The sequence below is a fragment of the Dyadobacter psychrophilus genome (assembly GCF_900167945.1).
Taxonomy (GTDB): domain Bacteria; phylum Bacteroidota; class Bacteroidia; order Cytophagales; family Spirosomataceae; genus Dyadobacter; species Dyadobacter psychrophilus.
In genome coordinates, this window is sequence record NZ_FUZA01000001.1 from 722,309 (window position 1) to 746,938 (window position 24,630).

A 24,630-nucleotide genomic window follows, 5' to 3' on the forward strand; every position below is an offset into this window, starting at 1 on the left:
CATTTCGAAATAATATAACTCCAATAAGCGCTTCTGACCTGGAAGTCTACCCATCCAAGTTGTCTGCGGATACAATGCTTAATGTTTCGTTGCCAGCACCTCGCGCACCAGCGTCCAGCGGATTTCGGGATAACGGTCGTTCTCGAGCGGACTGAGTTTTGGCTTGCCGCTCAACATGTTGTGAAGATATTGCATGCCCTGCCAAGGCGGAAATACTTCGTCGTTTTTTGGGGATAAAGCGCGGGTAATTTTAATCATTGAGCCAAGAAATCCCAGGCTGCCAGCACGCAATGTCCCGAACTCTTCGCCTGTCGCTTTGGTGGCGGCTGTCTGGATATCGCGGATTGTTGCAACCTCACCGGCAATGCGCAGAAATCGCGGCGTTGTTGTATCGAGTGCCGCCGCAGCCGTGTAAGCAGCTGTGTCCCTTGTCGTTGTAAAATCCATGGGTTGATCTGCATCTCCCCAGTAAAGCACACGTTTGATCTTGAACAAAACCACTGGCGCCTGGCCCGTCAGCAAATCGGTGAACATGCCATTGAGAATGGACGTGGGTGCTATGGGTGCATTATTGAGCCTCGTGCTGAATTCGCGGCGCAGGTCCAGGTTGCGGTTGCTGCCTTCCGGCAATTTGGTGTAGTCGATGCAATAATCTGATGGAATAAAGCGGGGAACACCTGCTTCAACGGCCGCATTGAGTAACCGGGTTTGCGTTTCTACGATCACATCCCGAAGCCCCGACAAAGCAGAAACTACGCAGGTTCCACCAGAACAGGCTTTCACCAATTCGGCGACATTATTAAAATCCACCTCAATGATCTCAGCACCAAGACGGCGCAGCTCAGGAATACGCGCATTGTCACTTCCTTTCCTGACCAACGATTTTAAACTGCCACCGCGCCGGACCACAAAGCCAGCAATAAGAAAACCCAATTCGCCTGTAGCGCCCGCCAGAATAATTGTACCGGATTTGGGAAACTGCGTAAAGTCTGTCATGATGAAGATTTAAATGTGCGGGAGAAAGTACAACAATTGTACCCGCACAATCTCATCCTTCGAAAGGGTTGACGCATTGCATCAATTCCCGACCGGAAAGTTCTTTCACATTGGTATCTAAACGGACCGCGCCCTTGAATTCCAGCGCCGATAAATTATTTCCGCCCCTGCTTTCGAAGGAAACTGTTGCGCGGGGGCGGCCTATGTTAAATGCTTTGGAGCCCTTCTCGGGATAGGCTGCGGCAAGCCTTTCCAACTCTTCCTCACTACTGAATTCGAGCGATTTTAATGTAAAGCGGTCATAATCTCCATCCCAGCTGAGATAGAGCAGAAAACGTTGTTGCGGGGCGATTTCAAAGTAGAAATTGAAGCGCCGGTGATTAGCAAAAGCGCTTGAAAGTTGCAATTCGCTGGATTCAGGGAAATATGCTTTAATCTCGTCTCGCAAATAATTGAGTACGTCCATACTTATTTCGGAGTTACAGTTTTTGATTTGCGGCTAAAACAAATATATCAACTGGTTATTAAAATACAAATCAGGCCTTCCCTTTGCTTGCATTTAAGACTGAATGCTTTTTCTTTGTAAAAAAAACTGAACGCCTCTGTTCCCTATTATCTTTAAAAGGCTGATTTCCACGCCTGGAATTGCATAACAATTGCCTCCTTACACAGGCGGCCTGAATTTCAATTGTCACAATTGAACCAGTTTCTTATTGTTATCAAAACCAAACAAATCCAATGTTCTATATTGAATCTACGCGGTTAAAGCTTATCCCTTTAACGCATCAGCTGTTGCAGCAATATCATACCAGCAGGCCCCAAATGGAGGCTGCATTAGGCCTTAATCATTCAGAAATCAAGATCGATCCATTGTATGTGACTGAGATTGAGGATGCATTAGTAAACTTCTGGTTACCTAAAACATTACAGTTCCCGGAAAGCTATCAATGGTTTACAAGCTGGGAAATTGTCCTAAAAAGCGACAATATATCCGTGGGTGGCATGGGTTTCAATGGTCTCCCCAACGAAAACCGGGAGGCGGAGATCGGATATATGATCCACGAAAACCAGCAGGGCAAAGGTTACGCCACGGAGGCTTTACAAGTCATGTCCCAATGGGCCCTGGCGCACGAAAATGTTGAAAATGTGATCGTTCATACGTATTCTGACAATTTGCCATCGAGAAGGATTTTAGAGAAAAACGGTTTCACACTAATCGGCGATGCGGATCGTATTCTTACTTACAAATTGTGTAAATCCTAGGTAATACTGGCAGGAGCGGTGCGAATTGGCTGCTCCTGCTTTTTACATTAATTCTAATAAGTCTCGTTTTTATCTGGAATAGTTTTAAATAAGCTGCTATATTTGCGACGATCCAATCGCGAGAGTATCCAGCGCATGCCTGAAAATTTACCCGATATTATTCCTTTCAGAATTGATGAAAAGACATTCAAGCAGATCTATTTGCTGCATTGGGAAAAGGTTTATGCCGTTTGTTATAATAATATCCGCGAAGTAGAACCTGCCAAGGGAATGGTCCAGGAGATTTTCAAATCGCTCTGGGAAAGAAAAGATGAGCTGGAAATCAACACCTCTATCGAGCGCTATCTGCTGCGCTCGGCCAAATTCAAGGTTTTTGAATATATCCGAAATACAAAATCCAGAAGGGAACATACGGAAGTTGCGTTATCCAATTATTGCAATTCGGCACATTGCACAGAAAATGAAGTAATGTTCAATGTATTGAAAAACAAGGTGGATAACCTGGTTGATACATTACCCTGTCAATGTCGCAACGTATTCAAAATGAGCCGCGAACAAGGATTGAGCAATAAGGAAATTGCCTCTTCTCTGCTGATCTCCGAACGAGCTGTTGAATATCACATCACCAGAGCGCTTAACACCCTGCGAACCAATCTTACCGAGTATATCCACTAGTTTTTGCCTAAGCGGCTTACGGTAAATGCAGATTTATGCTACTTTTACCATAAAGGAAGTCAAACCAATTCCTGAACGGCCTGCATGCAAATAAGCAAAGAGCTTCTTGAAAAATACCACGACGGAATGTGTTCTGCTGAGGAAAAGAAGGCGGTCGAAGACTGGCTTTTCAGCGACGAAAGCACCGACGAACTGGCATTGCCTGCGGGCGGGGATAAGCTTGCTATACAACATGAAATGTGGGCGGAAATTGCTTCTGTTTTACCGCAGAAGGGTCAAAATAAGATTCGGCCACTCTGGCGTCAGGTTGCAGCGTCGGCAGCGGTTTTTGTTATGGTCGGGTCGGGGTGGTATTTTTTGCAGAAATCGGGTTCTCAGGACATTATCAAACTGAACAACACTTCCGAAACGGTCAATAAAAATGTTCAGTCCAATGACTTTACGATTTCTGTGGGGCCTAAAAGCAATGTGGAGATCAACAGCGAAACCGGTGTGATTGACTTTTGCGGGGCTATGATGATCAACCCGAAAGAAGACATTGAGTTCACCATTCAGGGCACCTGTGAAAACCCAACAGATAACAAAGAGAAAGTGATTTTAAAAAAAGGCTTAAACTATTATGCCTTGAATTATAGCAGCAACGCAAACAGCAACGAGGTGATTGTGCTCGAAGAGGGCGCTGTGATGAGCCTTCCTCCGCTGGTTATGAAACAACTTTTGCACCAATTCGATATCTGACAATCCCCCCATGAATCCTGCCAAAAGGGGTGCTTCCCGACTATTTATAGCAATCCTAATATCTTTTTTCGGCTGCAACACAGAAAAGCCTGGCAAACAAGGCGATACTGATAAAAAATACAGCATTTATGCAATGATGAAAGATGGGAAGGAATACATTTCACAAGTGGATTCCATTGCTTCGGGCACGCTTGACCCTTCCGAAGGCGCGAAAGTCGCTCCGGCTCCCCTCTATTACGACCTCATCGTCCGCGACGGACATTATTACCGTGTCGATTGGAAAACGGGGCGATTTATCAAGATCGCAATCATTAATAATGTGTTCACGGAGGAGGCTTCACTGCAACTGGACGGTTTCAAAAATCTTGAAAATTACAATTGGATTTCGGCGGACACCATTCTCCTGATCGGCTGCGATGCGACCATGCAAAAGGTGCGCTTTGCGAAGGTGCACGTAAAGGAAATGCAGGCGGTGCAAGGCTCAGTGCCTATTCCCTCGCCTTTCGGCACATTTAATTCCATGTCTGTTGGTTTTTCAAAACTTGAAAATGACCGGCTGCTAATCGGGTACACTTATCATACAACCCATGCACTAAAAGGTTATACAACGAGCGATACGGTGTACACAGAAGTGCTGCATTATCCTGATATGCGCTCTGTCGGGCGCATGAAAGATATCCGTTCGGCTTATCCGGGCGGGATTAATACCAATCAGTCGCATGACTTCACGGATGAAAAAGGCGATTTTTATTTTATAGCCTGCCCAGGCATTGCGCTCGGGAATAATCCTGATAAACCTACGGCCATATTCCGCATTAAGAAGGGTCAGGGACAAATTGATCCGGAATATTTTTTCAACATTTCTGCTTCACCCATCCGCAATCACGGTTACGGATTGTGGTACATCGGCAATGGAAAAGCCATTGTCAGAACAGAGCGTAAAGGGCTTTTTACGGGCATGAAGGACCATTACCGCGTTCCGCATATGGATTTTTTTGTGTTGGACCTGGCTTCAAAATCAACTACCCGACTAAACCTACCTCTCGATAAGGGCACGGCTCGACAGTGTGTGCTGGTAGAAAACGGATTGGTTTATATTACGGTCAATTCCGATGCTGAGGGAAGTTATGTCTGGATTTATAACCCAAAATCAAACGAGCTACGTAAAGGATTGAAATTTGAAGGCGACGTCGACTATATTCTGAGGCTTGAAAGACTGAACTGATCTGCCCCCAAAATGTAGTTATGAAAAAATCTTAAATTTTTTTTTCCAGGAACTTCGGGAAATCATGTGATGCGCTACTTAGGATATAAACATATCCTCTAAAATGCATTCCCGTAAATCCTTGCGCTCAGGGCTTCTACTATTTATAATAGCGCTGTCGTGCTGGGCAAATGCCCAAAACTCCCCTTCTATCTCCGGATATATTACAACCGGACCAAATGCTGCATTGCCGGGCAGCTCTGTTTCAATCAAAAATTCGACCATTGGCACAACCAGTGATGCGCAGGGATTCTTCGAAATCCGTGACCTGAAAAACGGTAATTATACTGTTGAAATTTCTGCACTGGGTTACCTGAAAGTCTCACAGACGGTTAATGTAAAAGCCGGAAAGACAGCAACTTTAAATGTTGTTTTGAAAGAAAATCAGACGAACCTGAATGAAGTGCAGGTTTTTGGAAAAACAGAAACTCAGGTCGTAAAAGAGCAGGCATTCGCAGCTAATGCCATTGAAACAAAACAATTCGCGAACACAACTGCCGATCTGAACCAGGTGCTGAACCGCAGCGCAGGTGTACGTATACGGGAGCAAGGTGGATTGGGTTCTAATTTTAATTTCTCAATCAATGGCCTATCCGGTAAGGCGGTCAAATATTTTATTGACGGCGTTCCCATGGAGATTTTGGGCAGCGCAATGTCGCTGAACAACATTCCTGTGAACATTGCCGAGCGCATTGAAGTCTACAAGGGCGTGGTTCCGGTGCAACTTGGATCGGATGCAATGGGCGGCGCGGTTAATGTGATTACCAATCAAAAACAGAGCAACTTCCTTGATATCAGCCACAGCTACGGTTCTTTTAACACCCATAGATCTTCCCTGACTGGACAATACGTCCACAAGCCAACTGGCTTGATCTTGAAAGGAACGGCTTTCTTCAATTATTCGGACAATAATTATAAAATGAAGGGCGTCGAGATCCTGCAAGGCGGCACCCGAAGGGGCGATCAGATCACGGACCTTACCGGCGCATCGTTCGTAGTGACCGATGCCCGCCGTTTTCATGACAAATATCGCTCTGCCATGGGGCAGATTGAAGTGGGTGTAACCAACAAAAAATGGGCCGATGTGCTCTTTGCAGGTTTTGGTTACACAGGCGGCACGCAGGACCTGCAAACCGGATTTGAGCAAACGATTGTTTACGGAAATGTTACCCGCGAAAGCAAGGCGTTCAGCGGAAATCTGCGATACAAAAAGACCGATTTACTGACTCAGGGCCTTGATTTGAGTCTTTTTGCCTCCGTTACCAAAGACAGCTACATTACTGCCGACACATTGCTGCGTCAATATTACTGGGATGGTTCCTGGACAGCCAAAGGTGCGTCGGAAATGGGTTCTATCAAATCCGTTTCGCACATTAACCGTCCCAGAAGCTTCGCCAGAGCGAACCTCAGCTACACATTAAATGAGCGCCATTCCTTTAACATTAACTACATCATCGATCACCTGAAAAACGAAAGTTACAATGCATTGATCAGTCCGGATGATGATATGCCGGGCGTGATGAACAAACAAATCCTGGGCGTTGCCTACCAGCAGGAACTGCTTGATAAAAAGTGGGTTAACACATTCTTTGCCAAATATTACGGACTCGGCCTGGAAAGGAAAAAATATATTGAACAGGCTTACCGGACAGTTGATACAACGTTCAACAACTTCGGTTACGGCATCGCTTCCCGATACAAAATCCTGCCTGATCTGGGTGTAAAAATCTCATTGGAACATGCCTACCGCTTGCAGGAAGTGGAGGAAATGTTTGGCGACGGCTTGAACATTCAGCCTAACCCGGACCTGAAACCGGAAAGCAGCGATAACGTGAACGTGGGCGCTTACTATGGCTTCCGGAACAATAAACACCGCTTTTTCTTCGAAGCGGCCGGATTTTATCGGAACGCCGTTGATTTCATTTATCCTGTTCCCGACCAGCGATCCAAAGCGCTTAAAAATGAAAACAAATCCAGCGTCAGGGTGACAGGTTTTGAAGCCGAATTTCGATACGATTATGCAGATCTGCTTGCTTTCAACATCAATGCAACTTATCAGAATGCGGTGAATATGACCAAGTTCGGAAATACTGCTTCCACAACTTACGAGGCTACTTATAAGAACAAAATTCCTAATCAGCCCTGGCTTTTCGGTAATGCAAACCTGACGATTGGCAAGAGCAATGTTTTTGGCACGGGTAACCGGTTGCAGTTCAACTGGTTTACACAATATGTGCATTGGTTTTACCTGACCTGGGAAGCATTTGGCAATGTGAATGGCAAATCCACGATTCCTAACCAGCTCATTCACAACGCATCGCTCAGCTATTCTCTGCATGATGGCCGCTACAATATTTCCGCCGAATGCCGCAACCTGACGGACGACCTCGCGTTTGACAATTTCCGCTTACAAAAGCCGGGACGCGCCTTCTCATTGAAACTACGGTATTTCCTCAAATAATAATTCAATCAAAATCCATATAACTAAAATGAACAATATTTTTAATCTGACCACAAAAATCGCATTCGTCGCACTTCTGGGACTTGCCCTCAACGGCTGTTCAAGCGAAGATGACATTGAAAAAACGGACCCGACCGTTGAAGGCAAATACTCGGCCGTGCTTTGCGTCGGCAGCTGGCCCAACACGGCTTACTATATTGCCGACGTGCCTTCACTAACGGAGGGAACGATCAGCTTACAAGGCAATGGCGCCGAAATGACGGGCAAAGTTTACGCCCAGGACATTATTCAGAAAGACGGATTTTACTATCATGCCAACTTCAACAGCGGACGTTTGGGAAAATATCATGTTGAAAACGGGGCCCTGCTGGTGGACAAAGAAGTGCCTTTTACGTGGCTTAACTGGAGTTCCTACGCATGGGCCGACAACGAAACGCTGGTTATTTTCGGAACCGGCGAAAGCGAAGGGCGCTATGCAATTGTGAAGGTGGCGGATATGACCGTAACAACGGGAAAACTGAATCTTGAAGCATTGCCCAAAGGATTTGACGAATACAGCATTGGTTTTGCTGAATATCGTGCTAACAAACTATTTGTAGGATACGGATTTGGGTCGAGCGATTTTACAAATTATCCGAATATGCCCGTTTACTCCAAGTTCAATGTGGCGGTCATCAACTACCCTGCTATGACCACGGAAAGCAACATTTCGGACACGCGCACGACCACGCCGGGCGGGCCGATTGTATACGCACCAGCTTCGTTCATCGACGAGAACAATGATATTTATTTCATCAGCGACCCTGTCAGCGGTTACGATTACAAATCGCCATCTTCTGTTTACCGGATCAAAAGCGGCTCTACACAATTGGATACGGGTTACTACTTCGATTTTTCTGCGAAAGTGAACAAAGAAATGGGTGCAGCGATGTGGTACATCGGCAACGGAAAAGCCATTATCCGCACGAGAACGGCCGGACAATCCATCGACGCTGACCACTCTTTCTCTGTTATCGATGTAAAATCGGGTGCATTCATCAAGAAACTTGATTTGCCTGCTGATAAAGGCGAAAGGATGGTTCAGGCCGTGGTTGTGGAAGATGGCAAGGCTTACATTGCCGTTAATGCCACCGATAAAGATTACATCTGGCAATATGATCCAGCCAGCGACAAGTTGACAAAAGGCGCTGAATTCGTGGGCGGCATCGACTACATTCTCCGTTTGGAAAAAACAAAATAAGACCTCGTCATTTGGTTCTGCTCCGATTCTTCGGGCAGAACCTATCTTTTCTGACTACAATTTTAATATGGAAATTCTGAAAAAAATAAATGCCTGGCTTCATCTCTGGCTTGGACTTGCTTCCGGAATCGTTGTGGTCATTGTGAGTTTGACGGGTTGCATCCTGGTTTTCGAAAGCGAACTGGAAGATATGACCATGCAGCATTTGCACGCAGAAAATCCAAAAAACCTGCCTATGCTGCCTCCGTCCAAGCTTTTGCCGGCTGTTCAGGATGCTATGCCTGGTAAAGAAATTAACAGTGTTTGGTATCATGGAGCTAACCACACAGCGCATTTTAGTTTGAATTCCGATTCGGCTGTCTACATTAATCCATACACCGCAGAAGTGGTTGCGTTGGTGGACCATGAAGATTTCTTCCATTTTATCCTAGATGGGCACACTGGCCTCTGGCTGGAAAGTGATCTGGGACATGCCATTGTCAGTTACGCAACGCTTATGTTTTTGATCATAACCATTTCCGGGTTAATCCTTTGGTGGCCGAAAAAGTGGACGAAGTCAGCCCGTGACAAAAGCTTTAAAATCAAATGGTATGCAAAGTTCAAACGCGTAAATTATGACCTGCATAATGTGCTCGGTTTCTACTCCATGACCATTGCGATCATTCTGGCGGTAACGGGCCTGATCATGGGTTTTGCATGGTTTAACAAAGGATTTTATTGGCTCAGCACAGGCGGCGAACAGGTCCCAAAATACACCAGAGCATTCTCCGACACAACGGTTATCCGCCCGCTTGTTGCCATGGACATGGTGGACAAAGCCTGGAAAAAAGGCGTTGAGGAAATTGGTGTTTATGAAAAAGATGCTATCATTGTTTCCTTTCCGGAAAAGCCCTCCGACCCGATTTCCCTCTGCACCGATATGTACAACGGATCGTGGCGCTACGTTTATCTGGATCAGAATACGTTAGAAGAATTACCTGGATCCGAGACGCAAATTTCAAAACTAAAAATCGGCCAGTGGCTCCGGCGCACGAATTATGCGTTGCACGTAGGCGCAATTGGCGGCATTACCACAAAAATCCTTTACTTCATAGCGAGCTTAATCTGCACCAGTCTTCCTATTACAGGTTTCTACATTTGGTTGGGCCGCACACGGTGGGGCCGCCAACGGTTGGGCTCCAAAAAATCTGCTTCTCCGGCGTTTGCAAGCTGGTCGTCATCTTCATAGCCATGAAAAATAAAATACGAATAAACATTCTCTTTACTACATTGATTTTAAGTGCCTTAATTTCCAATGCCTCTTTTTCTCAAACCAAGCCAGCTTATTTAATTAAAGGCTACGTGATAGACTCTGTTTCCAAAAAGCCTGTTGAGTATGCCACCATCAGCATTCTTGATGCGGAGAAAAAAGTTGTGGCCCTCACCTATTCGGATGAAAACGGTTTGTTTAAATCTGCGGACATTTCCACCGGAACATATTTCCTTAATCTGAGTTTCGTCGGTTACAGTCAGAAAATGGTTGCGTTCAAAATACAATCCGCACAAGTCCTTGATCTTGGGACGATTAACCTTTCCCCTGAAACCAATCAACTCAAAGCGGTTACCATCACCGGGCAAAAGCAACTGGTTGAGCAACAGCCTGGAATGCTGATTTATAATGCTGAAAAAGACATTAGTAACCAGGGCGGAACGGCGGCGGATGTTTTACGTAAAGCGCCGATCCTGAATGTAGATGCGGCAGGCAATGTGAGCATGCGCGGAAGTTCCAATCTACGTATTTTAATTAATGGAAAATATTCAGGGCAAATGGCGCGAAGCCCGGGCGATGCGCTGAATATGATGCCTGCGGGGTCCATCAAATCCGTGGAAGTGATCACGAGCCCATCCGCCAGATATGACGCAGAAGGTGCCGCCGGGGTCATTAATATCATTACAAAAAAAGGAACAAAAAGTGCCAGTGGGACCATTGAGGCAGTGGCGGGCAACCTGGAACAAGCTATTAACCCACGTTTGTCGGGAAACCGGGATAAGTGGAACATTACCAGCGCCTTCCATATGCACAGATTGAGGACAAAGGAGCTTGTCAACACTGACCGGACGACACTGGAAAACGGGATTGCGAAGGGAAAGGTGAATCAAAACATTGAAAGCGACAACATTAAACCGCACGGCTCGGGCGACATTCAGGTTGAATTCGCTCCCGATTCTGCAAATGTCTTCAATTTTTCGGCTAACGGCTGGCTGGGTAACTGGCCGCAAAATAGCGAGCAATCCAACCGCCGTTCGCTTCCTGACGGCACTTTATTGGAGTCCTATAAACAATCAGTCAGCACAAAAGCGCCTAATAAAGGCATGGATCTTAATTTAGGATACACACATAAATTTGCCAAACCCGGTGAGGAATTGTATTTAATGGCGCAGCATAACCGGGCGGTGGATAGTTATGACTACAATGCATTTCAGCGGGATAACGAGCAAACATTAATGTATAGGGAAACCAATGATAACCGCACCAAAAACAGCGAATGGACAATACAAGGGGACTATATCCTGCCGTTTTCACCTTCCGGGAAGCATGCGCTGGAAAGCGGAGTAAAGGCCATTTTCAGAAATGTCAGCAGCGTTTATCACGTGGAAGCAAGCAATGAAGAGAATCCGGATGTGCTTCTGCCCGTTGCCGAACGATCCGACCAATTTGATTATCGCCAGGACGTTTTTGCTGCTTACAGTCAGGTTAAATTGAAATGGAACAGCGGATGGGCGCTGCATGCGGGCGCGCGGGTGGAAGGCACTTTTCTGGAAGGAAATCAGGTCCGGAACGGGTCACGTTTTACCAATGATTTCTGGAATTTTGTTCCCAGCGCAACGCTTTTCAAAAAGCTTAATGCTAACAATAACCTGACATTAAGTTACACCAAACGCATTTCCCGGCCGTCGATCTGGGATCTGAACCCGAATCGCGACAGCCAGGACCCGAACAACATTATAGTTGGGAACCCCGCAATCCGGCCTGAGGAATTGAACCAGGTTGAGTTCACTTATGCCCTGCAAAGCAATTCCGACCTGTTTGTAAATGTTTCGCTGTTTGGCAGGAAAACGAACAATTCGATCGAAAGCATCGTGACCATTGATAACGTTGGAATTGCAACCACAACCAAGCAAAACTTGGCTTCCAACGGTCAGTATGGTGTTAATTTCTCAACCGCTTTTTCTGTTTTGGAAGGTTGGAAAATCAACGGTAATGCCAATGTTCGCTACGCTAAATTTGAAAGCGGCGCACTAAACATTAGCAACGACGGAAATGCCTGGGGATTAAATTTAAACAGCAGCTGGAAACTAAAAAACAATTACAGCTTGCAGCTTTACGGCGATTATGACGCAAAGAAAGTGACGCTCCAGGGAAGCGAAAGCGCTTGGTTTTATTACAGCTTCTCGGCAAAAAAAGAGATTCCGGACCACAAACTGACCGTTAATCTCGTCGTTGCAAACCCATTCAGTAATTATACAGAACAGACCGAAATTTTCAGATCATCCGAATTTTCGTCAGCGCGTCGCACGCAATATATGTTGCGGTCGGTCCGGCTTTCGTTTAGCTGGGAATTTGGAGGCATGTTCAAAAGCGGCAGCGGCAGAAAGATCAACAACGACGATTTGAAAAATACGAAACAGGGAGGTTAATGTGCCTCCCCGCTGTTGACAAGCGCATTTTGGCTCTACTTTTTAAGTGATTTGATGTACAAAATCACCGACTCAATGTCTGGATCAGTAAGAATGCCTACGAACGAAGGCATTTCTTCATTGTAACCTTTCACGATGTGATCGCCTGGTTTCAAAATGGATTCGCGGATATATTTCTCATCGGCGGTTGCCGTTGTTCCATCCTCGAAAACGCGTTTGGAGCCATACAAATTCTGGAACGGCGGGCCGTACATCCCGTCCGTTTTCAAACCTTCCGAATGGCAACCGGCGCAAGCCATTTTTTGGAAAATTTCCCTGCCATGATCCGCTGAAACCACGACTGCTTTTTCGGGAGCCGTCGTGGTTTCCGGTTTTTTAACATTCAAGAGCGCCAGATCAACATTGGCAAATCCAGAAAGTTTCAAATCCATATCTTCCGCTTTATTGACTGTAAACCAGAAGCTATCATTTATTTTTTTACCATCGGCGGCAGCCAGCTTGTACGAAACTTCCATTTGCATTACTTCGGCCATTTCCGGCACCAGTAACAGTACTTTTTTACGATCTGCTGACAAGTAAGAGGCAACGGCCGACATTGTTTCCTCACCAAAAGTGCCGTCCATTTTAAAATGACCCGAGCCATATTCTTCGGTGCGCTGATAATTCCATCTTTTTACTGCAAAATTGGCCGGGTCAGTGGCCATCTTCGGATCAAGCTCTGCGTCAAAACCCAGCACAATGCCCTGCTTTCCAGCTCTAAACTGATTTGGCAGATAACTTGGCTTACCCGTGTAGCGCAGGCGCAGCAACGCGCTAATGCCGGTCGAAGTCGAGCCCCATAAATTGAACCCTGCTACATATAGCTGCCCATCCACCGGATTTACAATGCCTTTGGAAGTCGGCGCCGGGTAGTCGGCATGAATAGCCGAAACACCACCTTGAATCACCTTTGAAGAACTATCTATTAAAACCCTGAACAAACCTGGTCTGCCAAAGGAGAAATGGATCAGGCTGCCATTCAGCGGGCCCATTTTATTTCCGGTAATCCACGCCTGGCTGATAGCCGAACGATCCACTCTATGCGGAATCCAAGTCAAAGGAGGCGCTATTTCCGGGTTATCCGAACGGTGCGCAGTCGGCTGAACACCGTAATAGTCTCCTTTTTTGATCATATAAATAGGCGTAGAAGGAACAAAGTTTCCCTGCTGATCGGAAGACGTGAGAATGCCTTTTTCGGGATGAATGCCCAGGTAAGGTCCTCGCAAACCTGTTGCAATTACTTCCGATTTCAGGCCGTCCCGGCTAATTTTCAAAATGGCGCCGTTCTGGCTGGATCCCGAACGGAAACCTTTTCCTGTTTTCGATGTCATGCCTGGCCCATTGTCCAGGCTGCCGCCTTTTGCAATGTAAAAACTGCCATCCGGCGCCGTCACCATATCCGCAGCCCATTCCCTGGATTCCGCTGACTGCTCCATAACATTGGAAAAGTTTTCATAAAAATCCGCAACACCATCTTTATTAAGATCGTGCAACTTCACAATGCCTTCTCTTCCAAAAACAAAAACCTCATCATTAACGACCTCAATGCTCATCGGCTCGTGAAAACCAGACGCAAACCGCGTCCATTTCAGATTTTGTAAGTTTTTATCAATTCCTTCTATCATCCAAACGTCCCCTTCAAATGTTACTACGCTAGCTCTTTCGTCTTTGAAAAACCCAATATCTGCCACACGCACATTACGTTTCCAGGGATTCGGCAAAGGCAATGTCAACTGATCCGTCACAAACGCAGCCGTGTCTGGCGCGAGTTTTCCTTTGGTTACCACCGTTTCTTTCCATAGCGCAGGGCCTCCTTTCTTATAATCGGGAATGGTCACTTTCGCTTTTTTGCAATAATTTTCAAACGCTTTCCTAAGGCGGGAAGGGCCTTTCCAGATAACAACCGTTTCGTTAACCGCCTTTTGAGAAGCCGAAACTTTCACGGTTAAAAACTGGTTACCAGCAATTTCGGGCTGCATTAACCCGCCTTTACCCAAAACACCAACTGCCGTAACCGTATCCTTGTTTGTCCCGTGATATAAGTAGGCAATTTTGCCCTTCACCTCCGAACCCGTTGCATTACGCACTTCGGCCGCGGTCAGGAAAATTTCTTTGGCATTGTTTTCAAACTGAAATGCTCTCGTGAAAACGGTTTGATCTTCAAACTTCGCGCTCCCCGGCAACTCGGCAACATCAGAATTGCCCACAGAATAGTTGAGAATAGCCTGATTCCCATACACATAAACACCCTTCCACCGGCCTTTGTCAGCCGGCATAGGCGCCCAGGTAGGCTGTTTTATCTCATTTATATTGGATAAATCTCCTAAAAAAGGTTTTTCCAAAGTCCAGCCCGGATACAGGCCTGTGGCCATTTTGGCATCGCCTGTAAGCGAGGCTATTTTGTTATTTTTATTAAAAAAGTCCTTATAAGAAATCTGCGCCATCAAAACCATCGGCAAATATTTCCCTGTCCATGCCACCGACCAACGCAGAAGATCTGTATCAAAACAAACATAAGCGTCGCCTCCGAGCTGCAAAGCCAATGTCCGCGCCGCCATATTATCCTGCGGATACGCCGGGCCAAGCTTTCGCGCGTCGACCGACGTGGAGATGTAGGGAAACCCGGCTTCTATAAATGACCCTAGTTCCAGGGAATCTTTGTAATTCGAAACAACCGTTTTATTATCTGTATAACCGGTCAAAAAAATGGATCCTAGTGTCAAAATGCACATCCAGACTGCTCCCAGATGCTTACGGCAATGTTTCAAAATAATGAGCATGATAAATCGGATAATAAAAGAACATGTTCAAAAGTCCGTTGCACTTTAAAAGTTACTTGAAAAAACTTCCGAAAAATGGAAGCACCCTATGTAAAATCCATAGGTAAAGACAGGCCTTTCCGTACATTATGACATTTGTCTCAAATTCAATAAATTGAGCATTCATCAGCATTGCAAATCACTAAACTAATAAGGATATGAAAAAGATGTATTTTCTGTTGGCTGCTGCCTTTGCAGGGCTCATATTTCTCGCAGGAACCAGCCGCCTGTCGCGTGGAAACTATGGTTTGGTGAAAGGAACCCCTGAAATTAAATCGATCAGCGGCCTGGCATTCGGGCCGGACGGCATTTTGCTTGTTGGAGATTCAAAAAGCGCGACGGTTTTCGCAATCGACACTGAAGATGCCGTCAGCAATGCGCAGGCTCCCGCCATTGAAATTAAGAACATTGACCAGAAAATTGCAGCCTTACTAGGCACCGAGGCACAAAATATAACGATCCAGGACATTGCCGTTAACCCTGTTTCGAAAAATGTTTACTGCGCCGTACAATCCGGCGATGGAACGCCGGTTTTGTTTAAAATTTCGGGTGATAAAATTGAAGCTGTGAGCACCAAAGGCGTTATGTTTTCAAGTCTGACATTGAATGGTGCGCCGTCAGAAGAAGCCAAAGATAAAAGAGGGAATTCCTTACGCGTTTCTGCCATTTCAGACATTGGTTTTGCCGAAGGGAAAGTCCTTGTAAGCGGGCTTTCGGGCCAGGAATTCGCATCAACTTTCCGCAGCATTCCTTTTCCGTTTACCGACAAGCAGGATCAGGCCACGCTTGAAATTTATCACGCCGCACACGGAAAATACGAAACATTGTCCCCTATCCGCACTTTTACAACCGCTGAGATCAGCGGCAAAAAATATCTGGTGGCTAGTTACACCTGCACGCCGCTCGTGCTTTTCCCTCTGGACGAGCTCAAACCAGGCTCGCACGTAAAAGGCCGGACCGTTGCTGAAATGGGCAGTGGAAATTCCCCTATTGACATGGTAACGATGAAAAAAGGCGGTGAATCATTCCTGATGATGTCCAATTCCAGTCGCCCGGTTTTTAAAGTAAAATATAAGAGCATTGAAACCTTCCAGGGATCGCTTACAACCCCGGTTGAGGAAAGTTTTGCTACGGCAGGCGTTGATTTTGTATCGCTGCCGGTAACCAATGTCATTCAGCTGGACAAGCTTGACGACACGAGGATGGTCCTGCTGCAACGCAGATCCAACGGAAGCTTAGACCTTTGGACGTCCAGTGAGCGTTATTTATAAGGATTTGATTTTAAGGAAGGTCAGGTTAAGCGTTATGTTTAGCCTGACCTTTTTTGTGTTGATATCAATGGTAGCATGTCAAAAGAAGGAGCACGACGATCATATTACCATCCACTGGAAAGACAAAAAGGCGTCGAGCATTTCAATTTTTAATCAAAATCTGGGATCCATATCCGGCGATTCGATCTCAGATTTAGTTAAAATCTCGCTCAAAAACGGCGAGAATAAAGTTGCTATCCTGGGTAATTTTTCAAAACAAGGCGATTCATTGATTTTTGAACCTTTGGTCCCATTCACCCGCGGACTTGATTATGAGCTCATTATCCGTAACCAAAGTTCAGGAGCATTTACTATCCCTGATGCGGCCGATAAGGATGCGCCCGAGCTGACCGGGTTCTTTCCATCCGGCGACACGCTTCCTGAAAACCTTCTGAAAGTGTTTTTGCACTTTTCCCATCCCATGCGTGAAGGCCAATCGGGCAAGTTTGTAGCATTGGTAAAGGGCAATTCCGACACCATACAAGGAGCATTTCTCGATCTCCAGCCAGAACTCTGGAACGAAAACCGCACAATACTTACGCTATGGTTGGATCCCGGAAGGGTCAAACGCGATTTGCAACCTAATAAAAAGCTGGGTGCTCCCCTGCAAAGTAACGCTTCCTATCACATTACCGTCTCACCCGAATGGCAAGGCAGCAACGGAGGGAAACTAAAAACAGCATTCAAAAAAACCTTCCTTACCACATCCCGTGACAGCATTTCTCCCGCGCCAGCAAGCTGGAAAATTTCTTTCCCTAAAACAGACACAAAACAGCCTTTGAATGTAGATTTCCTGGAATCCCTGGACCACAGCTTACTAAACGAAACCTTTTCCGTAACCACACGTAAAGGAGAAACACTACCCGGCCAATGGCATATTGGCCCAAAAGAGAAATCTGCCCAATTCAAGCCCAACACACCCTGGAAGCAGGAGAATTACATCCTGAAAGTCGAAACCAGGCTGGAAGATCTGGCTGGAAACAATGTAAACCGGGCGTTTGACGGGGACGTTTCGAAAGGCAATAAGTCACCATCCTCGGCCGAGATAATAACCGTTCCGTTTAACACGGTCGAATAAAAGGGAGGGTTTTGCCGATTAATAATTCAAACCAACACCTGGCACATTAGATAGTGTAACAACGTAAGCGCTGCGCAATTTTTATCTAACGCATTAGGAAAATGCGTCATTTCAACTTTGTAAACCTTGCTTATGTTATGAAGAAAATCCTACTACTTTTTGCCCTACTCTGGTTCCAGCAAAAGCTCTTCGCACAGACGATCGGGAATGTCGGGATTAACACTTACTACCCGGATCCCAGCGCAGTATTGGACGTTCAGGCTACGAATAAGGGCGTGTTGCTGCCGCGTGTCTTTTTGCAGTCAACAACGGATGCTGGGACTGTTTCAAACCCTGCGCATGGTTTGTTGCTTTATAATACGAATGATGGATTGCTAGAAAAGAAGGGGTTTTATTTTAATATTGGGACGGCAGCGAGTCCTTTTTGGAAGAACGTGGAAGAGAATCTAATTCTGCCCTTTAATCAGGTTGAGTCAAGCCCTGTGTCACTTTTTTCAGTTGAAAATACATCGTTAATTGCCACTGCTGCGGCAATTGGAGGATTTGCTGCTACGGGCCAAGCCATTTCTGGCATTTCTTCAAACGGGACAGCGGTCTCGGGAATTAGCTCAGGAACCGGGACAGGCGTTTTCGCAACTTCCTTAAACGCATTAGCGCTCAATGTCAATGGAAAAATGAAGATCAGTGGTGGCAATACGCAGCCAGGATCTGGGAAAGTACTTACTTCTGACAGCAACGGCAACGCTTCCTGGCAGGTTCCTGTTAATGAGTTCGATAATATTTTCAATGGATTTCTTGCGGACGGTGTTTTAGGAGGAGGTAATCAAAATATGTCCGAAAGTACCTACACTAAAATAGCTTTCGCAAATCAAAAATACGATGTAGGGACTAATTATAATGATGCAAATATGGCCCCCCACAGTTCATTACTTGTGCCAAAAAACGGAATCTATCATTTTGACGTAATGGTGCGATGGAAGATAGCTGACCCTGACGATTCTTTTGGGCCAACAATAAAGCTTGTAAGGATAAGAAACGGGATCACGACGGATTTGTCAGAGGATCGGGCATGGACTACAAAGACTTATCACACTTCTCATATTGCTATCGACTGCGAATTACAAACTGGTGATTTGATTAGTGTAATCGCCCGTTCCTATGGCCCTCAGGTAGCACTTGATACATATGAGATGGACTCGCACTTCAATGGACATCTCGCAATTGAAAATTAAAGATTATACTTCCTAAAATTAAAATGATGAAATCCACAGTTACAATAATAATTATCCTGTTGCTCTGGCAACAGTCCAATGCACAAAGTGTCGGTATTAACACAAATTCCCCGGATGCAAGTGCTGTGCTTGATATCAATGGCGGGAACAAGGGAATTTTGCTACCAAAAGTCTCCCTAGAGTCTATCACTGATAAGACTACAATTCCAAATCCTGCGAACACATTATTACTTTACAATACCAATACTCAAATGGGGGCCGAAGGTTTCTATTATAACTCTGGCGATAAAAATAATCCTTTATGGCGGCTTGTGGGTACAAGGTTGAATCTTCCATTCAGCCAGAGCGGAAGTAGCGGTGGTGCATTATTCTTTATTGAAAATTCAAGTAATGAAGCAAATGCAATAGGCATTTCCGGACTGTCCGAGAAAATAGGAGTAAGAGGCTCATCTGAAACAGGCACCGGTGTGTCAGGAAACAGTACTAACGGTGTTGGTGTACAAGCAACCAGTGCTAACGGATTAGCACTGAATGTTAATGGAAAGCTGAAAATTTCAGGTAACGGGCAAGCACCTGGTCAAGGCAAACTTTTAACCTCGGACGCAAATGGTAACGCCTCATGGCAAACGCCTGCTGTGAATCTCATTGCGTTTTCCGAAATCGGGATTAACGGAGGTGGCAATATTAATTCCACGAAGGGGCTAACATTAGTTAAAGTTAATTTTGGGACTTTGCAATACAATTTAGGTGGGGCATATGATGTAGCAAGCAACAATTTTACTGCACCCGTTAACGGCATTTACCATTTTGATGCGATGGTTGAATGGGTACATTCAGATCCCGATTTATTGTATCAACCGTCTCTTAAGCTAATCAGATCACGTAATGGCGATGAGACAGTTCTGGCCTTTGACTTTGAGTCATTTGTTAGTTTACATCATACTTCAATTTTGACAATAGACTGCCAACTAGAACAAGGAGATATAGTGTTTGTGGCTGGTATGTCTGCAACAAACGGTATTGAACTCGAAACTTCCGCTTCCGCTGCTCATTTCAATGGCAGGTTGTTACAAAAGCTTTAATGCTTGGCTTGTTTATCAATTAGTTAATTATTCGTTTATGAAAACAAAACACGTTCTAATAGCGCTACTCGGATGTGCGTCCGCTTCATTTCCAGCACGGGCACAACTTAAAACTGGCGATAATAGCTTTTTCATTTCTCCCGGTACGATAGTTACCGTCAGTTCGCTGTCACTGACAGCCACTGAGGCTACTAACCTAAATAATAATGAGATCACACATTCCAGTGAGCCGGTTGTGGGTAAACCAACGGGTAGTATAAATCGGGTTTATAAGCTTACGAATCCACTTTCGTTTAAGGGTAAAGTGCTGATAACGTACTTGGAATCAGAGTTGAATGGAAATTCTGAGGATATGCTGCAACTGGCGACTGCCGGTGCCAATGAGATTTATCAAATCCCAACCAATAAAAGCACGCCTGATCCGATATTGAACAATGTGTCTGAATCCGGCGATTGGACGAATATTAATTTCATCACCGCAACATCGTCCGGTAGCGTACTGCCTGTTACACTTGTGGATTTTGTGGCTGCTCAAAAGGAAAATGATGTCGTGCTGACTTGGAGCACTTCGTTTGAGGCAAACAGTGATTTTTTTGAAGTTCAACATAGCACGGACGGCAAAACCTGGACGGCATTAGGACAGGTGAAGTCAAATGGTGACAGCAAAATAGAGCGCACTTATTCGTACGTACATGAGCGACCGTTAGCAGCAGAACACTACTACCGCTTACGAATGGTTGACAATGATGGAAGTTTTGCGTTCAGCCGGATCAGGAACATTCAAGTAGAAAACGATCTTTCTATTGCGTTCCATCCAAATCCCGTGGCCGACTGGCTGACTATCGAGATGCCGAACGTGCAGCAATTAGACCATGTTAAAATTGTTAGTAAATCAGGACGAGTTGTTTATGAAGCGAATAAAAGTCAGTTTCAACAGCTTCCTGATAGTGCAATTAATCTAAAACAGCTAGCCGCAGGCATTTATGTGATACAGGTTCGGGAGCAGGACGGAACGTTGCATTCATCTAAGTTGATAAAAAACTAAACTTTCAAACATTTAACTTAGATCGAATCCCCCCGGAATGTTAATGGTCTGAATTTGAAGATTAATCCCCAACTCACAGCGCAGCATGGTTATAAAAACACCATGGCTGCGCTATTTTTTGGCCACCTCTTAGCAAATTCGGCATTAATGGGTAGCCGTTTGTTTGTATTTTCCTGTGCTCAACTCCCTTTTCATCGCCGTGAAACTGATAATCGGCCCCTGGCAAGCGAAAGAATTGACCACCCAAGCTGGGAGCAAGCCGCCAGGATCAACTTGGAGAGTATAGTCCAGCTTTACGCGTTCTCTGTCAAGCGGAATGATCTTCCAGACATTGGATGAATGGTTAATGCGAACCTTGCCTTTTTTCATATTAACAAAGCCTGGCACTGCAGGTGCATTAACGGTCACAATCTTCGTTACCGGGTCTTGGAAAACTTCCATATGCGTGACAAAATCCCGGTTCTCCATGGGCCAGGGCAACGACACTTCTGTATAGTAATAAAGTTCTGTTGAGGACACTTTTCGGACCAGCGAGCAGAGTTTGGTGTGGCATACCCACTTTTCTGCTGCCTTCACATCAAGCAACAATGCAACTACTTCCTGCACAGTGGCTTTCATAATACATTCTGCCTTTAAAGCTTTAATTTTCGAGTCGGCCACTGTTCTGGCATACACCTTTATCCCGTCCTTTTCAGCGGTTAACCTCCAGTCCGACTGGCCAAAGACCGGAAAATAAAACAACAGAAAAATGACGATCGCCTTGCTCATAACAATGCAAAAATCACACTTCTGACCTCCCCTCCTCAACCATAAAATGACCAATCGTTATAAAGCGCGGATCAACTGACAGAAAACTGGTTTTGAATGACGAATGTGCATCAACCCATCACCACTTATCCAGCCCCAGCAGCTTCCTTCCCAGCTCCGAAAGTTGTGCGGTTTCGTATTTGGTTTTCTCCCAGTTTCTAGGGTCGCCCGGGAATGCATAACCAGTTGGCGCTTCTCTTTCCCGCCAGGAGTTAATGCGCCATTGACGCAATGCCTCATCATCTTCCTGAGCCGGCATCATGGAAATATATTGTGCAAGACGCACTTTGTCCTGACTGCGATTTGCTCTGATGCCATGGGGCTGCGAGCTGTTAAAAATCAGCAGATCGCCCGCGTTCATCTTTACTTTTACGAGATCAAAACCTGTCGTATCCGGCTGAAAATGATTGCGATCTTCGGGTTGCGTTAATTTCCAGGTGTCGTAAGTCCGGAAAAGCTCGGGTATGCATTGAAAACCACCCATATTTTCATCGTCCTGATCGGCCAGCGCCAACACACCTTGCACATTTTGTGGTTTTGTTTCCGGATCATAATCCCAGTGAATGAAGCCTTTATAGTCAAACCCAGGCCGCAAGGGCAAATTCAGATTGGCACGGTCGATCGTTACCCACAACTTTTCTGTCCCCCATATATCCGTAAATGCCTGATGAACCTTCGGAAACTGGCGGTTATCCCACAAATACTGGTGGTTATAAACTTCGACCATTCCCGTGTTGGTCAACTCCTTCATTTTCATCTCTGCACGTGGAGGCGCATACCAGGTTTCGGGATTATTCGGATCCTTTTCTTCAAACTCCCAAAGAAAGTCTGCAAGCTTTTTAACCTGGTCTTTCGGAACCGCATCCTTAATAACGATGTAGCCATTTGTGATCCAAAAATCCCAATCCTCCTCCGTCATTAACCCCAGCGGCCTGCCATTACTTCGGTCATTAAGTTTCACATTGCTTGATTTTGCGGTCGATGGATTTCCGGGAATGTCGGTATGCGCGTTGCCCGGCACCATTGTTGCCGTCATTGTTTGCTGTTCCATGCTATAATATTATTACGTGAATTAATATAACAAAGCTAGCATACAAAGATCCGCTACGCCACCTTTCCAGCAACCAAAATTTGCTCTCTATTGACATTAATGTCTGGAACTTTACGTATTTTAGTCAATAGCAATACATAAACATGGACTTGAAACAATGAAGATTATCCGGGAAGAAATTATTCCAAGCGCGGGAAGTTCTTTTAAAGTGTTGCTGACTCCCGGACTAAACGATACATTTCTATGGCATTTACATCCTGAGTATGAGATCGTTTACGTAGAAGGGACCAGCGGCACACGCCATGTGGGCGACCATACATCGGTTTATGAAGGCAGCGACCTTGTTTTTATTGGTCCAAACATCCCACACCTCAATTTCGATTATGGTGTGCGAACTGAATGTGAGCAGGTTATTATTCAGATGAAAGAAAATTTTTTAGGCAAAGACTTTTTGAACCTTCCCGAGTTTGCTCCTATTAAAACACTTTTCGAAAGATCGCATCACGGACTTTCATTTTCTGGCCAAACAAAGAAAGCGATTGGCGCACAGTTAAAGCAACTCCCTGATCTTGATCATTTTGACCAACTTATATTACTGTTGCAAATCCTCAGAATACTGGCTGCTTCCGAGGAAGTCATAACACTGAATACATTGCCAGCGGGTAATAAATCCTTGCAAAAGGAGCAACATCGCATGGATTCGATTTACAAATACGTTGAGCTGCATTATGACCAAAATCCCGATGTGAATGTTATTGCAGAGCACGTTAACCTTACTACGCCCGCATTTTGCAGGTTTTTCAGGAAAAATGCCAAGATGACTTTTACAGATTTTGTTAATGTATATCGTATCAATCAGGCCAAAAATTTACTGTTACAAAACAAAACTGTCTCGGAAACCTGTTTTGCCGTCGGTTTTGAAAGTCTCTCCTACTTCAATAAGCTTTTCAAGAAAATCGTGAACGAAAATCCTTCTGATTTCAGGAAAAAATACCTCAGCTAAATTTCTCTAAAACGCGTCAAATTCGCGCTTGCACGTTCCAAAACGAGCCCTGTCAATGTTTTATGAAAAATATTTCAGATATTTTTAGTGTCAAATGTTTGATATTTAAAATAACATTAATATTTTTACATCAGGATTACACTTCATCATTATTAATTATGAAACGGGTTCACATCAACAACAACCATTGGAATACACTGGCCAGCATCAGGCACCACATGTATGAATATCTGTTGGTATTTTCATGTGATAAGGTTACAGAAGCTTTGCTTCATAATGTCAAGCGGTATTTCGAAGAGAACTATGGCTGTGCATATGCTGCTAACCTCGTGCCTCACCTGACGCTCTTTAAATGCACCATCCATGAAAATAAAGTGGATCGCATTATCCAGGGTTTCGAGAAAGTGGCCCGTCATGCATCCCCATTATCTATTTCGCTCACCCAGTTTAGAAAGTACGAGTACGGCACATTTTACGTTGATCTGGAAACCAGCGCGTCGGACCAGATTATCGATCTGGCGAAAAGGCTGAAAATGGAAGTGGGGAATCACGTGCGGCAATGGGCACCGGGAGAAAATCATTTCTGCGATCATCCGCATTTTACCATTGCCAGAAATATGAGCGCTTTGCAAACTGCGAAGGCTGCGATAGACTGGCTTTACCGCGAGTTTCTTGCCACCTTTCAGGCCAGCGAAATGATCCTGCTCAGGAGATCACTGATCACAGGCTCTAAGTACGAGCAAATTGCTACATTTCCCCTTCTTGGGATTCCAGGAGGCAGTTATACACAAGGTTCGTTGTTTTAACATGTTTGTTTCATGGCGCGCAGGGTGTCGCGTCATGAACAAC

Annotated in this window: 20 protein-coding genes; 15 read left to right on the forward strand and 5 right to left on the reverse strand. The window is 45.2% G+C overall.

The annotated features are described in order from the left end of the window. Nucleotides 1-78: 78 nt before the first annotated feature. Nucleotides 79-996 carry an NmrA family NAD(P)-binding protein gene (locus B5X68_RS03185; protein ID WP_082213206.1) on the reverse strand — a complete coding sequence of 306 codons (918 nt, stop codon included), beginning with the start codon at nucleotides 994-996 and terminating at the stop codon, nucleotides 79-81. Nucleotides 997-1,048: 52 nt separating this feature from the next. Beyond that, entirely contained in the window at nucleotides 1,049-1,462 is a 414-nt protein-coding gene (locus B5X68_RS03190) for a hypothetical protein (RefSeq protein ID WP_082213207.1), read from the reverse strand. 272 nt (nucleotides 1,463-1,734) lie between these two features. Between B5X68_RS03190 and B5X68_RS03195 the strand changes: the two genes are divergently transcribed. From B5X68_RS03195 to B5X68_RS03230, 8 genes are all read left to right on the forward strand, one after another. Further along, nucleotides 1,735-2,259 carry a GNAT family N-acetyltransferase gene (locus B5X68_RS03195; protein WP_082213208.1) on the forward strand — a complete coding sequence of 175 codons (525 nt, stop codon included), beginning with the start codon at nucleotides 1,735-1,737 and terminating at the stop codon, nucleotides 2,257-2,259. 102 nt (nucleotides 2,260-2,361) lie between these two features. Beyond that, nucleotides 2,362-2,934 carry an RNA polymerase sigma-70 factor gene (locus tag B5X68_RS03200; protein WP_229208263.1) on the forward strand — a complete coding sequence of 191 codons (573 nt, stop codon included), beginning with the start codon at nucleotides 2,362-2,364 and terminating at the stop codon, nucleotides 2,932-2,934. 84 nt (nucleotides 2,935-3,018) lie between these two features. Beyond that, a complete protein-coding gene (locus B5X68_RS03205; RefSeq protein ID WP_082213210.1) occupies nucleotides 3,019-3,672 on the forward strand; it encodes a hypothetical protein in 654 nt (217 codons plus the stop codon). Between the two features lie 10 nt (nucleotides 3,673-3,682). Beyond that, a complete protein-coding gene (locus B5X68_RS03210) occupies nucleotides 3,683-4,897 on the forward strand; it encodes a DUF4374 domain-containing protein (RefSeq protein WP_082213211.1) in 1,215 nt (404 codons plus the stop codon). A 103-nt stretch (nucleotides 4,898-5,000) separates the two neighbouring features. Then, nucleotides 5,001-7,397: a TonB-dependent receptor gene (locus B5X68_RS03215; protein ID WP_082213212.1), complete on the forward strand. Its 2,397-nt coding sequence runs from the start codon at nucleotides 5,001-5,003 to the stop codon at nucleotides 7,395-7,397. A gap of 28 nt (nucleotides 7,398-7,425) precedes the next feature. Further along, the gene (locus B5X68_RS03220) at nucleotides 7,426-8,637 is read left to right on the forward strand and encodes a DUF4374 domain-containing protein (RefSeq protein ID WP_082213213.1); all 1,212 of its coding nucleotides are present in this window, start codon (nucleotides 7,426-7,428) and stop codon (nucleotides 8,635-8,637) included. Between the two features lie 67 nt (nucleotides 8,638-8,704). After that, a complete protein-coding gene (locus B5X68_RS03225) occupies nucleotides 8,705-9,865 on the forward strand; it encodes a PepSY-associated TM helix domain-containing protein (RefSeq protein ID WP_082213214.1) in 1,161 nt (386 codons plus the stop codon). Between the two features lie 2 nt (nucleotides 9,866-9,867). Next, nucleotides 9,868-12,315 carry a TonB-dependent receptor gene (locus tag B5X68_RS03230; RefSeq protein ID WP_082213215.1) on the forward strand — a complete coding sequence of 816 codons (2,448 nt, stop codon included), beginning with the start codon at nucleotides 9,868-9,870 and terminating at the stop codon, nucleotides 12,313-12,315. 35 nt (nucleotides 12,316-12,350) lie between these two features. Here B5X68_RS03230 and B5X68_RS03235 read toward each other — a convergent pair whose 3' ends face one another. Next, the gene (locus B5X68_RS03235; protein WP_082213216.1) at nucleotides 12,351-15,134 is read right to left on the reverse strand and encodes a DUF6797 domain-containing protein; all 2,784 of its coding nucleotides are present in this window, start codon (nucleotides 15,132-15,134) and stop codon (nucleotides 12,351-12,353) included. A 197-nt stretch (nucleotides 15,135-15,331) separates the two neighbouring features. Between B5X68_RS03235 and B5X68_RS03240 the strand changes: the two genes are divergently transcribed. The 5 genes from B5X68_RS03240 (at nucleotide 15,332) to B5X68_RS03260 (ending at nucleotide 20,920) form a co-directional block, all read left to right on the forward strand. After that, on the forward strand, nucleotides 15,332-16,444 hold the full coding sequence (locus B5X68_RS03240) for a hypothetical protein (RefSeq protein WP_082213217.1): 1,113 nt from the start codon (nucleotides 15,332-15,334) through the stop codon (nucleotides 16,442-16,444). Between the two features lie 67 nt (nucleotides 16,445-16,511). After that, nucleotides 16,512-17,561, forward strand: coding sequence for a hypothetical protein (locus B5X68_RS03245; RefSeq protein WP_082213218.1), 1,050 nt, complete (start codon nucleotides 16,512-16,514; stop codon nucleotides 17,559-17,561). Between the two features lie 137 nt (nucleotides 17,562-17,698). Then, nucleotides 17,699-18,793 (forward strand): phage tail-like protein, encoded by a 1,095-nt coding sequence (locus B5X68_RS03250; RefSeq protein WP_141110176.1) that lies wholly within the window; start codon nucleotides 17,699-17,701, stop codon nucleotides 18,791-18,793. 23 nt (nucleotides 18,794-18,816) lie between these two features. Beyond that, the gene (locus B5X68_RS03255; RefSeq protein ID WP_082213220.1) at nucleotides 18,817-19,875 is read left to right on the forward strand and encodes a phage tail-like protein; all 1,059 of its coding nucleotides are present in this window, start codon (nucleotides 18,817-18,819) and stop codon (nucleotides 19,873-19,875) included. Nucleotides 19,876-19,912: 37 nt separating this feature from the next. Continuing rightward, a complete protein-coding gene (locus tag B5X68_RS03260; protein ID WP_170916564.1) occupies nucleotides 19,913-20,920 on the forward strand; it encodes a T9SS type A sorting domain-containing protein in 1,008 nt (335 codons plus the stop codon). A 144-nt stretch (nucleotides 20,921-21,064) separates the two neighbouring features. Here the strand turns inward: B5X68_RS03260 and B5X68_RS03265 are convergent, their stop codons facing one another. Continuing rightward, entirely contained in the window at nucleotides 21,065-21,688 is a 624-nt protein-coding gene (locus B5X68_RS03265) for an START domain-containing protein (RefSeq protein WP_082213222.1), read from the reverse strand. A 118-nt stretch (nucleotides 21,689-21,806) separates the two neighbouring features. Next, nucleotides 21,807-22,778 (reverse strand): phytanoyl-CoA dioxygenase family protein, encoded by a 972-nt coding sequence (locus B5X68_RS03270; RefSeq protein WP_082213223.1) that lies wholly within the window; start codon nucleotides 22,776-22,778, stop codon nucleotides 21,807-21,809. Between the two features lie 157 nt (nucleotides 22,779-22,935). On the opposite strand from B5X68_RS03270, the gene B5X68_RS03275 reads away from it, so the two are divergent. Together B5X68_RS03275 and B5X68_RS03280 are read left to right on the forward strand one after the other, a co-directional pair. Then, complete coding sequence (locus tag B5X68_RS03275) at nucleotides 22,936-23,781, forward strand: AraC family transcriptional regulator (RefSeq protein WP_082213224.1); 846 nt, start codon at nucleotides 22,936-22,938, stop codon at nucleotides 23,779-23,781. Between the two features lie 158 nt (nucleotides 23,782-23,939). Further along, entirely contained in the window at nucleotides 23,940-24,587 is a 648-nt protein-coding gene (locus B5X68_RS03280; protein WP_082213225.1) for a 2'-5' RNA ligase family protein, read from the forward strand. The last annotated feature ends 43 nt before the right edge of the window (nucleotides 24,588-24,630 follow it).